This window comes from Blautia sp. HA3515 (assembly GCF_059933065.1).
In genome coordinates, this window is sequence record NZ_JAYFUY010000049.1 from 1 (window position 1) to 15,042 (window position 15,042).

Annotated in this window: 12 protein-coding genes and 1 pseudogene; 11 read left to right on the forward strand and 2 right to left on the reverse strand. The window is 43.9% G+C overall.

All coding sequences use genetic code 11. The annotated features are described in order from the left end of the window. The 8 genes and pseudogenes from R1Y93_RS03625 to R1Y93_RS03660 form a co-directional block, all read left to right on the forward strand. The coding region (locus tag R1Y93_RS03625) for an ABC transporter permease subunit (RefSeq protein ID WP_500821658.1) at window positions 1-314 on the forward strand (314 nt) is incomplete at its 5' end. Window positions 315-321: 7 nt separating this feature from the next. Beyond that, window positions 322-1,187, forward strand: a pseudogene (gene pstA / locus R1Y93_RS03630) (phosphate ABC transporter permease PstA). A 4-nt stretch (window positions 1,188-1,191) separates the two neighbouring features. Then, the gene (gene pstB, locus R1Y93_RS03635; protein WP_158422489.1) at window positions 1,192-1,950 is read left to right on the forward strand and encodes a phosphate ABC transporter ATP-binding protein PstB; all 759 of its coding nucleotides are present in this window, start codon (window positions 1,192-1,194) and stop codon (window positions 1,948-1,950) included. Between the two features lie 5 nt (window positions 1,951-1,955). Continuing rightward, window positions 1,956-2,645, forward strand: coding sequence for a phosphate signaling complex protein PhoU (gene phoU, locus R1Y93_RS03640; protein ID WP_500821659.1), 690 nt, complete (start codon window positions 1,956-1,958; stop codon window positions 2,643-2,645). A 230-nt stretch (window positions 2,646-2,875) separates the two neighbouring features. Then, complete coding sequence (locus tag R1Y93_RS03645; protein WP_500821667.1) at window positions 2,876-4,729, forward strand: leucine-rich repeat protein; 1,854 nt, start codon at window positions 2,876-2,878, stop codon at window positions 4,727-4,729. A gap of 720 nt (window positions 4,730-5,449) precedes the next feature. Continuing rightward, window positions 5,450-6,127, forward strand: coding sequence for a D-allulose 6-phosphate 3-epimerase (alsE, locus tag R1Y93_RS03650; RefSeq protein WP_500821660.1), 678 nt, complete (start codon window positions 5,450-5,452; stop codon window positions 6,125-6,127). A 15-nt stretch (window positions 6,128-6,142) separates the two neighbouring features. Then, window positions 6,143-7,045 carry an allose kinase gene (alsK, locus tag R1Y93_RS03655; RefSeq protein ID WP_500821661.1) on the forward strand — a complete coding sequence of 301 codons (903 nt, stop codon included), beginning with the start codon at window positions 6,143-6,145 and terminating at the stop codon, window positions 7,043-7,045. A gap of 87 nt (window positions 7,046-7,132) precedes the next feature. Next, entirely contained in the window at window positions 7,133-8,068 is a 936-nt protein-coding gene (locus tag R1Y93_RS03660; RefSeq protein WP_500821662.1) for an ROK family protein, read from the forward strand. A gap of 61 nt (window positions 8,069-8,129) precedes the next feature. On the opposite strand, the gene R1Y93_RS03665 is transcribed toward R1Y93_RS03660, so the two are convergent. Together R1Y93_RS03665 and R1Y93_RS03670 are read right to left on the reverse strand one after the other, a co-directional pair. Next, the gene (locus tag R1Y93_RS03665) at window positions 8,130-10,742 is read right to left on the reverse strand and encodes a sensor histidine kinase (RefSeq protein ID WP_500821663.1); all 2,613 of its coding nucleotides are present in this window, start codon (window positions 10,740-10,742) and stop codon (window positions 8,130-8,132) included. Between the two features lie 23 nt (window positions 10,743-10,765). Then, on the reverse strand, window positions 10,766-11,461 hold the full coding sequence (locus tag R1Y93_RS03670; RefSeq protein WP_158421203.1) for a response regulator transcription factor: 696 nt from the start codon (window positions 11,459-11,461) through the stop codon (window positions 10,766-10,768). A 251-nt stretch (window positions 11,462-11,712) separates the two neighbouring features. Here R1Y93_RS03670 and pulA point away from each other — a divergent pair, with 251 nt between their 5' ends. The 3 genes from pulA to R1Y93_RS03685 all read left to right on the forward strand — a co-directional run. Then, window positions 11,713-13,656 carry a type I pullulanase gene (pulA, locus tag R1Y93_RS03675; RefSeq protein WP_500821664.1) on the forward strand — a complete coding sequence of 648 codons (1,944 nt, stop codon included), beginning with the start codon at window positions 11,713-11,715 and terminating at the stop codon, window positions 13,654-13,656. 674 nt (window positions 13,657-14,330) lie between these two features. Then, window positions 14,331-14,828 carry an AAA family ATPase gene (locus R1Y93_RS03680; protein WP_500821665.1) on the forward strand — a complete coding sequence of 166 codons (498 nt, stop codon included), beginning with the start codon at window positions 14,331-14,333 and terminating at the stop codon, window positions 14,826-14,828. After that, window positions 14,792-15,042: AAA family ATPase (locus R1Y93_RS03685; protein WP_500821666.1), on the forward strand; the 251-nt coding region annotated here is incomplete at its 3' end. The genes R1Y93_RS03680 and R1Y93_RS03685, both read left to right, overlap by 37 nt.

Sequence of the window (15,042 nt, forward strand, 5' to 3'; positions counted from 1 at the left end):
AAGAAAGAAGCATATATGCGGTTATGCTTCCAGCAGCAAAATCAGGAATCCTGGCAGGTATTGTACTGGGAATCGGCCGTGCCATCGGAGAAACCATGGCAGTAGTAATGATCGCAGGAAATCAGCCCAGAATGCCAAAAGGATTGCTGAAAGGTGTACGTACATTGACTATGAATATTGTAACAGATATGGGGTATGCAACCGGACTGCACAGGCAGGCATTGATCGCAACGGCTGTTGTGTTGTTTGTATTTATTCTGATCATAAATCTCAGTCTTTCTCTGTTGAACAGGAGGAGCGAAAATGAAGGGTGATGCAGCAATGACGATAGGAGGTTCTGTGGCTTATACAAGAACGAAGTCAGCAAAACCTAAATATATTGGATCAAAAATCCTGAAATTTTTAACGATCCTGGCAGCAGGTATAACCTTTGCAGTGTTATTATTCCTGATCGCATATATACTGGTAAAAGGAATTCCATATTTGAATAAGGATCTGTTTTCCTTTACTTATACATCCGATAATGTTTCACTTGTTCCGGCACTGATCAATACTTTTATTATGACAGTGGTATCATTGGTGATCGCCGCACCGCTGGGGATTTTTGCGGCAATCTATCTGGTGGAATATGCAAAAAAAGGAAGCCGTCTTGTGAATGTGATCCGTATTACGGCAGAAACACTTTCCGGTATTCCGTCTATTGTATTTGGTCTGTTTGGTATGCTGTTTTTTTAACAGCACTGAAGTGGAAAATGTCTCTGCTTGCAGGTGCATTTACTATGGTTATTATGATCCTTCCCCTGATCATGCGTACATCCGAGGAAGCCTTAAAATCAGTTCCAGATTCCTACCGGGAAGCCAGTTTTGGCCTTGGTGCAGGAAAACTTCGGACGATTTTTACCATTGTACTTCCTTCAGCAGTTCCAGGGATCCTGGCAGGTGTGATCCTTGCAGTAGGAAGAGTAGTTGGTGAGACAGCTGCGCTGATCTATACCTCCGGTACACTTCCGAAAGTTCCGGACAGTCTGATGGGCTCAGGCCGTACTCTGGCACTTCACATGTATGTACTTTCCTGTGAAGGTCTGCACATGAACCAGGCAGCAGCAACGGCTGTGATCATTTTGTTATTTGTAATGCTTATTAACTGGCTGTCCGGCCGCGTGGCAAAAAGGATAGCGAAAGGATAATTTTATGAGTGAAAAAACGAAAATCCAGATCAGTAATATGGATCTGCATTATGGTAATTTCCATGCATTAAAGAATATCAATATGGAGATACCTGAGAAGGAAATAACCGCATTTATCGGCCCCAGCGGCTGTGGAAAATCTACCCTGTTAAAGTCCCTGAACAGGATGAATGATCTGGTGGAAGGGTGTAAGATCACAGGAAAAGTAGAACTGGATGGGCAGGATATTTACGGAGATATGGATGTGAATCTGCTGCGAAAAAGAGTAGGTATGGTTTTCCAGAAGCCTAATCCTTTCCCTATGAGTATTTACGATAATATTGCCTATGGACCAAGAACACACGGGATCCGTTCCAAAGCAAAGCTGGATGAGATCGTGGAAAAATCCCTGCGTGATGCAGCAATCTGGGACGAGGTTAAGGACAGATTAAAAAAGAGTGCACTGGGGATGTCCGGTGGCCAGCAGCAGCGTCTTTGCATTGCAAGAGCTCTGGCTGTGCAGCCGGAAGTTCTTCTTATGGATGAGCCTACCTCTGCGCTGGATCCTATTTCTACTTCAAGGATTGAGGAACTGGCAATGGAATTAAAGAAGGACTATACTATTGTGATCGTTACACATAATATGCAGCAGGCAACCAGAATTTCCGACAAAACAGGGTTCTTCTTACTAGGCGAAGTGGTAGAGTTTGCCAAGACACAGAAGCTGTTTTCCATGCCTCAGGATAAGAGAACAGAGGACTATATTACAGGAAGGTTTGGTTAAAGACTATGGGAACGCATTTTGAAAGAAAGCTGGAAGAATTGCATGCACAGATGATCGCAATAGGAAATCTGTGTGAACAGGCGATTACTCTTTCCGCAGAAGCTGTTCGTGGAGGCGGGGATCAGGTCGTCCGTCAGGTATTTGAAACGGATCGGGATATTGATGCAAAAGAGCGTGAGATTGAAGGACAATGCATGAAACTGCTGCTTCTTCAGCAGCCGGTTGCCGGAGATCTTCGGCGGATCTCAGCTGCACTTCGTATGGTGGCAGATATGGAAAGAATCGGAGATCAGGCTGCGGATATTGCAGATCTGGCGCTTCATATGGATACTGCAGCAGTAAAGGTGTCCGCAGATATTGCAGGAATCGCAGATGCTACGGTACATATGGTTCAGGGAAGTATTGAAGCTTTTGTGGACATGGATCTTAAAAAGAGCAGATATGTGATCGACAGTGATGACATTGTGGACAATGCTTTCAATGAGATCAAGGAGAATCTGGCGGATCAGATCTACGGAAAAAAGCTTGATGCGCGTACTGGTCTGGATATTCTTATGACTGCAAAATATTTTGAGAGAATTGGTGATCATGCCGTGAATATTGCTGAATGGGTGGAGTTTGCCATTACAGGAGAGCATAGGAATAACGAGCATGAGTATGATTTTGAAAAAGAGATGGCTGCTTTTATGAAATAACTTTTATGAAGTAATACATAAAACAGCAATCTGTCTATAATTTGTTAAGGGTTTTGACCCTATCCCCTATAGGGAGCTGCTGCATGAAAACGTGGCAGCTCTTTTTGGCGTTTAAGGGAGTTTTCCGGTTTTGGCAATGACAAAATCGGAAATATCATAATTTATAAGAAAATATATAGTAAAATAGAGAAAAGACTAACTGAAGGAAAAGGAGGGTATGATTATTGAGAATGAAAAAAGGAAGATGGCTGCACAGGCTGGCAGTGGCTTTGGGGACAGCGGCAGCAGCAGTGATGCTGACCCAGGTTCCGGCAGCAGCAAGAGAGATCACATGTAAGGAAGATACCACCTACCAGATCAATGCAACAGAAACAAGGACAGTGGATTTTATAAGCGGACCGATTATGCCGGGGGACACTCTGAAGGTGGAGGGAAAGCAGAAAATTTATCCTGCAAGCAGCGGCACACCGGAAACTGTGGTTCAGAGAGTTGCCATGGATGTTACAGAATATTGCTACTACCCAAAGGAAAGTGCAGCTACAGGGCCGTTTACCAATCATTTTGTTACAGAGCGTCCAAGTGATGGATATAAAGCCGGGATTGGGAATGAACAATTGAATGAAGCACTGAAAGGACTGGAGTTTGTCACAACTAAGATTTACAACCGGCAGGGACAGTATGTAGAAGTAATCTCCGGGTTTGTGAATCATACAGGAAAAATTCTTCGGGTAGCTGCCAACGGAGAAGGGCCAGCCTGTAACAATATGGGGGCACTGAATGAATTTGATGGCGAGGGGAACTGTATACGAACTTATAATCTTAGAGCCAAGAGCATGATTGTAAGGATTTATGAGTCGGAGTGTGATCTTACCTATGATCTGGATGGTGGAAGTCTGCAGGGCAAAACAAATCCGTCTACTTATACAGTTGCCACTCTGGAGCCATATTCTGTAAAAATCTGGGGGCCTGTAAAGGAAGGCTTTCATTGTACAAGCATGGGAACTTCTGACGGACGTTCCTCTCTGTTTGGAAATGATTTTACAAAGGGCATAGAGAATGGCCAGAGATATTTTATTCATGAATACTGGCCAGGATATTTCGGATATGCTGGTGGAACAGGGCAGAACAGAGATTTCTGGTTCAGCTTTAATAAGGGCTATACCGCTGTATTCCATGGGAACGGCGGCACAGTGAACGGATTGGATACCTGGATCAGCGAAGTGGATCGGGATAAGGATTCTACCTATCCGTATAAATATACGGATGTGAATTTTACACCGGTGAGAGCAGGGTATCAGTTTGAGGGCTGGTACCTGGACGAGAATTTCAGCCAGAAGTTCTACGGCTTCCAGGATGACCGGACTTATGATACGACCGGACATGCTGACTGGAAGATCCCGTTCTGGACCACTCGGTCTGATTATATTACAGATCTGTATGCCAAGTGGTCCGGCGGCACTGAGCCAGAGCCAAGTACAGCACCATTGCCATCAGAAGCACCGAAGCCTAGCACAGCACCGTCTCCATCAGAAGCACCGGCGCCTAGTGAAGCACCAACACCTACCAAGGCACCGGAGCAAGGTGTAACACCGGGAAATACACAGACACCAACACCTACAGCTGCACCGTCTGCACCTGCTCTTCCAAAGAGGGGAAGCCAGCATAAGGTGAAAGGGCTGATCTACAAGGTGACAGCATCCACAGCTTCTAAAAAGACTGTAACGGTAATGCGTCCTGTGAAGAAAACAGAGAAAAAGATCACTATTCCTGCATCTGTAAAGCTTGGCAGCTATACGTATCAGGTTACTGCCATCAATGCAAAAGCATTCAGAAATAATAAAAGGCTTGTGCAGGTAACAATAGGTGCGAAGATCACAAAGATCGGACGACAGGCTTTTGAGGGCTGCAGAAACCTGAAGAAGATCACCATCAGATCCAAAGCGGTGAAGAAGATTGAGGTAAATGCATTCCGCAAGGTGAAGAAGGGGGCAAAGATCTACGTTCCAAAAGCAAAATACAAAGCATACAAAAAGTACTTAAAGGCTGCAAAGATCACAAAGGATATTAAGGTTATCCGTAAGTAACCAGGATTTGGCGCTTTGATAACCAGATCGTATCGTATAACTCTCTCAAAATTGATGTTGGGGCAAAAATCCCAACTGTGATAGGGCTGTTTCCAGGGCTGAGGAAGCAGCTCTGTTTGCGTGTTGTGAAATGTGCATAAAAATAATGCTTCAAATAAGCGAAACTGACGAAATGATAAAAGGTATATTGACAAATCATAACACGGGTATTATGATTACACCATAAGTTACGTAAAGGTTTACGCAATGAAAAATAAGGTGGTCATTACTATGAATGAAAAGAAGTTGTCCATCATTTGTGTAATCCTTTACCTAACAAATATGTGCAAAAATATTCAAAATATGTTCCAAATTATAAAAAAATATACAGGAAAGGAGCACGTTCACTTTATAATAACAGAGAAAAATGGTAATATGGAAACTTTACTAAGATTTCTATGAAGGCTACATCAGTATTATTTACCAGGAATTAAGTGTAATTAACGAGTTATCTATTTTAGAAAACCTTTTCGTAGGCAAGCTTCCATCATCAGTGGAACAAGCTTTATGGGTGATAAAGGTAAGATCCGGGAGTTGTAATGGGCGCTCTGATCATTATCTCTGTTGCAATCGACCATTTCGTAGTAAGTAAGAAATAATCTGGATTCAGGTGTTTTCACACCCGAATCATGTTACAAATTCAAATAAAATTACAGTTTTTGGCTTAAGGAGAGAAAAGAAATGAAACCAATGTTTAATCCTTCATTAATGTGTATGGATCTTCTTAATATCAAAGAGCAGATCCAGATTCTGAATAAACGTGCAGACTTTTATCATGTAGATATCATGGATGGACATTTTGTTAAAAATATTACTCTGTCCCCGGATTTTGTAAAAGCGATCCATCCCATCTGTGACATTCCGCTGGATTGTCATCTGATGGTAACTACACCGGATGATTTTATTGAACCTTTGGCAAAAGCCGGTGCAGGCTTTATCTGCCCTCATGCTGAGACTATCAATTCCGAAGCATTTCGTATCATCAACAAGATTCATGATAATGGATGCAAGGTTGGCGTTGTACTGAATCCTGCAACACCGGTATCTTATATTAAGCACTACATCCACAAGCTGGACAAGATCACAGTAATGAGCGTTGATCCTGGTTTTTCCGGACAGCCATTCATCCCGGAAATGTTAGACAAGATCCGGGAACTGAAACAGTTGAAGGAAGAAAATGGATATAATTATCTGATCGAGGTAGACGGATCCTGCAATAAGAGAACCTTCAAGCAGCTGACGGAAGCTGGAACAGAAGTGTTCGTTGTAGGTTCTACAGGATTGTTTGGACTGGATTCCAATCTGGAAACAGCCTGGGATAAGATGATCGCAGACTTCAATCAGGAAGTGAATGCCTGAGGACAGGAGAAATCTATGAAAAAAGTAATTGGAATTGACATCGGAGGAACCAACCTGCGGTTCGGAGTTGTGGATCACAATGGAAATCTGGAACATTTTGAAAAGAAATCCAGTGGTTCTCTGGTATCCGATAATGCAGTTGAAAATCTAAAAAACGAGATACTCAGATATATGGATACATATCAGCTGAACAAAGAAGAGTTGGCTATCACTATCGGAGTTCCGTCAGCAGTAAGCAAGGATAAGAGTTTTATCTATTCTTCTCCAAACCTGAAAGGTCTTGAGAACATGGATCTGGGACATCTTTTAAGAGATGCCCTTCAGATGCCGGTGTTTGTAGACAGGGATGTGAACTATCTCCTGATGAATGATATCAAGAATTTTGATATTGATCCTGATCGTGACAAAACCATTCTTGGTATGTATCTTGGCACTGGCTTTGGAAATGCCGTGTATATAAATGGCAGTCTTCATTGCGGAAAGCATGGGGTTGCAGGAGAGCTTGGTCATATTCCACTTAGAGGTGCCCATGGACAGTGTGGATGCGGCGGCAAAGAATGTAGTGAACTTCATTGTTCAGGCAAGCATCTGCAGGAAATAAGGGCGGAATATTTCCCGGATACAGTGATCGATGATATTTTCACAAAACACGGAGATGATCCTGTGATCCAGGAATACATAGATATTTTGTCTTATCCTATCAGTACAGAAATCACGATTCTGGATCCGGATTATGTATTAATGGCAGGCGGTGTGATGATCATGAAGGACTTCCCTATGGAAAGGCTTCTTGAGCAGATCAGAATACGCTGCAGACATCCTTATCCGGCAGAGGATATTCAGTTTGTTTTCCCTGAGCATACTCAGACCAGTGGTGTGATCGGTGGAGCTTTGGCTTATTTTGCCAGTGTAAAATAACATGAATGCAAAAAAAGTATTAATGCCGTCATGCAATGCGTGTGCAGATGATCTCAGATATTGAAAAGAAATATGGAGCCCAGTGGCATGAATAAGTATATTGGCGTAGAAATCGGCGGTACCAAGCAGCAGATCGGGGTTGGCTATGGGAACGGAAATATTATTGTCAGCAGGAATGTAAAGCTTCAGTATAAAAGAGGCGCAGAGGACATTCTTGACTGGCTGTCCGAAAATATCAGGGAGCTGCTTGATGAGTATCCGGATGTGTCCAGGATCGGCGTTGGATTTGGCGGACCGCTGGAGTCCTCAACCGGTCGTGTGCTTTGTTCACTTCAGGTTCCGGGATGGAAGGATTTTCAGCTGAAAAAGTGGTTTGAAGAAGAATTTCATCTTCCTGCAGTGATCGTGAATGATACCGTAGCCGGTGGGATCGCAGAGCTTTACTGCGGTGCCGGGATCGGTTCAAGATCCATGTTTTATACCAACATCGGAACTGGCATCGGCGGCGGCCTTTACATTGACGGAAAAAATTATGATGGGATCGGTTTTGGGGCAGGCTATCTGGGAAACAGTCTGATCCCGGACTGGCAGAGCAGTACACCAGGGGCAATGACCCGTCTGGAGCTGATCTGTTCCGGCAGAAGCATTGAGACCCGCCTGAATCGGCCTGGCTATGTACCGGAAAGCTCTTCTTTGTACAAGGCCGGAGAGCGGATCACCTGTCAGGATCTTGGAGATGGGGTAAAGGCGGAAGATACTTTCTGTATGGAAGAACTGGATCGGATCGCCTCCAGCTTTTCTATCGGACTGGCCAATGTCCTGGCTCTTGGAGGAATCCAGAAGATTCTTATTGGCGGAGGCGTAGCTAAAATGGGAGAGGTTCTGTTTTCACGGATCCGCAGGTTTACAAAGGAATATGCATTTGTGGCAAATCAGGGAACTTATTTGATCCAACCCTGCAGACTGATGGATGAAGCGGTGATCGTAGGTGCTCTTCTTGCTGCTGATGGAAAGTGGAGATAAAAGAAAAAACCAGGTGAAGACCCTGAATAAGGATCTGCATCTGGTTTTTTCTTTTGCTTGTTTATTTATCTTCCTCAGATAATTTCTTTTCCACAGGGAAGGTGATCACTACTTTAAAAAGATCTCCGTCAAGATACAGGCGGAAGCTGCCTTTTTGCAGCTCCGTCAGAGTTTTGGCAATGGAAAGGCCAAGACCGCTGCCTTCTGTGCTTCTGGAAAGATCCCCGCGTATAAAGCGTTCTGTCAGTTGGTCAGCTGAGAAGTTAAGAGCTTGTGCTGAAATATTCTTGGCAGTAAAAACAACCTTAGTTCCTTGATTTTCCAGGGAAATATATACTCGGGTGCCTTCCATTGCATACTTATAGATATTTGTAAAAAGATTGGAAAGCACACGCCACATTTTCTGACCATCTGCCAGGATGGTGGGTTGTTTGGTAGAGAAAAGGGTAACAATGGTCAGCTGCCTGCGTTGGAACTGCTCCTGAAATTCTCCGCACACCTGCTGGGCAAGCTCTGTAAAATTCAAAGGCTGGATATTCAGGGAAACATTTCCGGTACTGATCTTGGAGGCTTCCACCACATCTTCTGTCAGTGTTTTCAGACGGTGGGCCTTTTCATCAAGGATATCCAGATAGCCGCAGATCTTTGGATCTGTAAAATTCTCCTGTTTCAGTAGGGAAATGTAATTGATAATGGAAGTTAGGGGTGTTTTGATGTCATGGGAAACATTGGTGATCAGCTCTGTTTTCAGCCGTTCATCCCGAAGACTTTTATCAACGGCAGCATCCAGTCCGCTGCCAATATTGTTGATATATTCTGCTGTCCGTTTCTGATTGCCTTTCAGACGGTCTGTGGGTATTTTATACTGCAGGTCTCCTTCCGTGATCTTTTTAAGCCCAAGGGTGATCTGATCCTGGCCGTCTGCTTTTTTGAGCACCCATACCAGTGCTGCTGCATCCATAACAAACAGGGGAAGCAGGAAAACCTGTGGGGTATTTACAGCAAGTATGGAAAAAATAAACTGGAAAAACAGGAAAACAGCCAGCCCCAGGGTCAGGGTTATTTTAAGGGCAGTGTTGGTAAAATACAGGGCAAAAAAATCTTTTAATTTATGGAAGAACAGCCGGATCAGGGAGAAAATCCTGCAGGTCAGACTGTTTTTCCAGAAGGTTTTGGTGCGGATCCTGCGGATCATGCCAAGGACAAAGGAAAGCATCAGGACAAAGGTATATAACAAAAGGCATATAAGTACAAAAGCATGTGCTTTTCTTCCTCTTTGTGCATTTTCATAAAGCGTGAACAAGGCGGAATGGTTTATTACATAAGCAAAGGGCAGAAACCAGATCAGGAAAAGCACTACCACGTAAATCTCAGTGAACCATTTGTCAGTAAATGTAAGGTGGATATTACCGTCTTTTGAAGTTCGTCCTGCATTGAAGCAAAGCCACAGGGAACCAATCAGTGTAAGGATCAAACCGGCAGCAAAACCGGCCAGGGCAGGCCGTGCCCATTTCTGGCAGATCTGATAGGTATCTGCATGGGCAGAAAAAACATCTGCAGCAGGATAGTCTGTATCCACTGCCATTGCAAAGGTATAATCTGAAAGATTAAGGTAACTTTCTATATTCTTCTGCCAGGCAGAGGCAGACAGGATGCCATGGCCTGTATTACTGATGGCAGTTCCTGCAGTTTCAAAGGAGTGGTCGGAGCCTGCAAGAACATATACTGGTGTCTGTTCCATCTTTGACAGGAGAGATGCGGCCAAGGAGTAGGAGACATCCTGATTGGAAAAAGCCTTTTTATTCTCATTGTCTACTAAAAGCCAGGTAAGGTTGGAATCCGTTTCATATTCCTGGAGCACATTCTGGCTGTCCATATAGGCGGATACTAAAGATAATGTTTTTTCCAGAGCATTCAGTGCATCCAGAACACGGTCATTCCAGTTTGGATCATGATTCAGGATATCCAGGATACTGGTGCCTCCTTCCGGAGAAAAGTCCTCCACCAAAGGGGTTTGTGTACAGTTGGAAACACTTACATATTTCAATGTGGTTTTGTCGCTGCCATAAATTCCGGTAAGGGCATTGACAGAAAACTCTTTTTCAAAATAATCGTACTCCAGTTCATTCATGATCATGTCATATGCTTCTTTCTCTGTCCACACATCATCATGAAGAAACTGCTGGTTATACCGGAAGTTAAGAGTGCCGTTTTTTATCTGATCCTGAAAATCAGAGAAAGGGAAATATTCTTTTGTGCCGTCTTCTTTTTCACAGATCACAATTGTGTGGCCCGGATCAGAATCATAAGACCAGCTATCACTGACCCATTTCTTCAGATCAGAGAAGGAATAGGCAAGGCCGGAAGTGTTTTTGCCGGAAAGAGGCTGGTCATTCAAAACTTCATCCAGGTCGATCATGCAGGAATCATCTGTAACAGAAGAAAAACGGGAAGTATTTGAGTAAGCAGCGGTGATCTTTCCTGCAGCGATATCAAGATCGTCTGCAAACATGCTGGATTTTGTATAGGTATCAGCCATCTGTACAGGGGACTGGTCTTTGCTTAGCATGTAAGAAAGAAAGAGTCCGCATACAAGGGATACACACAGGAAACCACAGGTCAGGATCCAGACCAGACCTTTCATGGGACGGCTTCTGTAAAATTTGTGATTCATAAGAACTCCTTTCAGAAAAAGTATCAGATTTTCTCTACTTTGTAGCCAAGACCCCATACAACCTTCAGATAACGGGGCTCTTTTGGATTGATCTCTATTTTCTCACGGATATGGCGGATATGTACAGCTACGGTATTATCAGCTGCAATGGCCTGTTCGTTCCATATATTTTCGTAAATCTGGTTAATGGAATATACCCGTCCCTGGTGCTTGATCAATAACAGCAGGATGTTGTATTCAATAGGGGTAAGCCGCACCGGTTCTCCATCCACTGTAACTTCTTTACGGTCATCATCTACCATCAGGCCGCCGGTTTCGTAGATATGGCCGCTTTTTTCCTGGGAAACAGAGCCAAGCTTCATATACCGGCGCAGCTGGGAGCGGACCCGTGCCACCAGCTCCAGCGGATTAAAGGGCTTTGTTACATAATCATCTGCCCCCACATTCAATCCCAGGATCTTATCTGCATCTTCGGATTTGGCAGACAGGATAATAATGGGAAGGGAATTTTCCTCACGGATTTTTAGTGTGGCACGGATCCCGTCCAGCCTGGGCATCATCACATCAATGATCAAAAGGTCTACCTCCTGGGTGCGGAGAACCTGCATAGCCTGCACCCCGTCATAGGCTTTCAGCACCTGGTGGCCTTCCTGCTGCAGATAAATGTGGATCGCTTCTACAATGTCTTTGTCATCATCACATACTAATATATTAGCCAATTTCTTTTACCTCCAATGGTCAGATCGTAACAATTCCTTTTTAAGATAGGCGAAAGGAAAGTCTTAAGAATTTATGAAATTCATAAAATTTATGAGATTTAAACAGTTTTTCGCATTTGTATCAGGGTAGCACATTATTGGTAGTATGGCAAACTAATACAGGAAAATAATGCTTGGCAAAGGGGAGGGAGTTGGATATAATATGAAAACTATGAAGATATAATATTTTTTGTGGGAAGGATGAAGGATTTATGAGAAGCATCAGCGAATGGAAAAGGATCTATAATACAGAAGATTTCAAGGATAACTATACATATACAGGGCAGGATCTGGGGTGTACCTGCACAGAAGGGAAAACTTCTTTTGTGCTGTGGAGTCCCTTTGCAGAGGAAGTATGTCTTTACCTGTACAATGACGGAGAATCAGGAGAAGCATATGGATCTTTTCCTATGGAAAAGGGCGAAAAAGGAACCTGGAGATGGGAAACAGAAGAGAATCTGAACGGAGTAGATCATGATTTCAGGCTTTCTATGGACGGAGAACAGGTATGGCTTGGAGATCCTTATGCCAGAGCCTGCGGTGTGAACGGCAAAAGAAGTATGGCATTATTGCCTGGAAGTGAAGACCCAAAAGGCTGGAAGGAAGATAAGGCTCCTGCAAAAGCAGAGGAAAATATTATTTATGAGATCCATGTAAAGGAGTTTTCCTGGGACAGATCCGGTGGATTTCCTGAAAAAGACCGTGGAAAATATACAGCATTTACAAAAGAACATACCACTTTAAATAATGACGGGATCCATCAAACAGGAATGGATTATATGAAGCAGCTGGGTGTAACTTATGTGCAGCTGATGCCGGTATACGATTATGGCTCTGTGGATGAGAAGGATGATCATGGCTTTAACTGGGGGTACGATCCTGTGAATTATAATGTTCCGGAAGGTTCTTACGCTACAGATCCCTGCCATGGGGAAGTGCGTATCCGTGAATTTAAAGAGATGATACAGGCTTTACACAAAAATGGTTTTCGTGTGATCATGGATGTGGTGTATAACCATATGTATTCTCTGGATACAAATCTGAATAAAGCAGTTCCCTGGTATTATTACCGTTCCTTTGAAAACGGCGAGATCTCCAATGGCTCTGCCTGCGGCAATGATATGGCAAGTGAGCGGCCAATGTGCGGGGATTACATCCTGCAGTCCGTGCTTTACTGGGCAGAAGAATATCATATTGACGGCTTTCGGTTTGACCTTATGGGGCTTCTGGACACAGACCTTATGAACAGGATCCGAAAGGAACTGGATGTACGTTACGGAAAAGGGGAAAAACTGGTTTACGGTGAGCCATGGGCAGCAGACAAAACTGCTATGGAAGGCAGCAGTATCCAGGCATTAAAGTCTAATATTGGTCTTCTGGATGAAAATGTGGGTATGTTTTGCGATGATACCAGAGATGCCATCAAGGGTCATGTGTTTGAGGCAAAAGTGCCTGGCTTTGTAAACGGAAAGGGCGGATTAGAGGAGAAGATACTTGACAGCGTAAAGGCCTGGTGTATTCCAGGCAGCCAGATCAAATCACCTGCACAGATCATTAGCTATATTTCTGCACATGACAATCTTACTTTGTGGGATAAGCTTCTGGCAACAATGAAAGGTGCCTCCAGAGAGAAACTTCTCAGGGTAAATAAACTGGCAACAGCCGTTTATATGACCTGTCAGGGCAATCTGTTCCTGTTATCCGGAGAGGAATTTGCAAGGACCAAGGACGGGGAGGAGAATAGCTTTAACCTGCCCATAGAACTGAACCGTCTGGACTGGCAGAGGGCTTATGAAAATGAAGAGCTGGTAAGTTTTTATCAGGGGCTGATCCGGCTTCGCAAACAGATGCCCGGATTGTGTGACAAGACAGCACAGGCTTTCGGAAGGATCCGGGATCTGTGGGTCCAGTCACAGGCGGCAGGCTTTACTGTGGATAATCTGGTTCCCGGGAAACACGCTGCCTGGACACAGCTGTACATTGCGTATAACGCATCTGGCAAAACGATTGAAAGATCCCTTCCGGAAGGTGACTGGGAGATCCTTGTAAAAGATGGCAGGATCTGTGGCAACACATTCTGCAAAGACGTAGTTACTGTGGAACCTGTAAGTGCGGTGATCCTTGGAAAAAGGCCACGATATGCGAATATAGGGTAGGATTGAGGGAGTGCGTTGTGCGAAACAATCCGTAGCTATCATAGCTTTGGGCTTTTGCCTCCAACATCATGCCATGTGTTGCATTTAATATAAAAATATGTTACAATTCTTTGCAAAACGAATATAGAACAATGACCGGCTTTGAGTCCTGTCTTCTACAACGGGATTGTTTGGAAGACAGCTAAGAGAAGATCAGGTGAGAGTCCTGAACAGTCGTGCTTCTGTGTGAAAACAGGTTGCTGTAAGATACAAAGATTTTGGAATCTGTTTTTAAGTCAGAGATACTGCTCAAAGATGCTGCCAGTTATATAGTGCACGTATTGATAATGGGGAAGGAAATTGTTATTCTTGTAGGCTGCCTGGAAGACAGACTTACAGGGATATTTCTTGCGTAGTGTATTAGGCAGTCCAAAAAGCAGGTTTTGATAATCAGGCGTAATACCACACAGGGTATTACGCTTTTTTTATCTCAGTCGAGAAGACTCCCACATCTTTCAGGTGGTGAGTAACAGCAAGTTCGTCTCAGTGGGAGTCCAATCTCCGACTGAGATAAACGCTCCGCGAGGATGCGCAGTGATTCTGTAAAGAATATGTCAGCTTACGCTGACCAGAATCACGCGCCAAGTCTCGCAGCTGCTCGACTTGATTGCAGGAAGTTAAAGAAAGGGAAAGTTATGGCAGAAATAATGGAACAAGTACAAAAAGAACTTGCCAGTGTTATTATCGGAAAAAAGGAAGTTACAGATAAAATCCTTATGGCATTTCTGGCCAGAGGCCACATTCTTCTGGAAGATGTGCCAGGGGTGGGAAAAACAACCACAGCGTTGGGTTTAAGCAAGATCTTGGGACTGGATTTCAGAAGAATTCAGTTTACGCCGGATGTAGTTCCATCAGATGTTACCGGATTTACCATGTATAATAAGGAAAACGGACAGTTCCAGTATCATCCCGGTGCAGTGATGTGCAATATGCTTCTGGCAGATGAGATAAACCGTACTTCCAGTAAGACACAGTCAGCATTGTTGGAGGTTATGGAAGAAGGCAATGTGACAGTGGATGGCGTGACCTATGAAGTGCCTAAACCCTTTGTGGTGATCGCGACCCAGAATACCGCTGGCGAACTGCAGGCACGCAGATGCTTCCGGAATCTCAGCTTGACCGTTTTATGGTAAGGCTCAGTATGGGGTATCCGGATGTGAAAAGCCAGGTAGAACTGCTTCGTGACAGGCAGAAAACCAATCCTCTGGATAGTGTGCGTAAAATTCTGGATACTGATAAAATCCTGGAAATGCAGCAGGAGACGGATAATGTATATATTTCGGATCCTATCCTGGAATACATTTCCTTATTAACAGACCAGACAAGAAAAAATCCGGGATTTGCCGC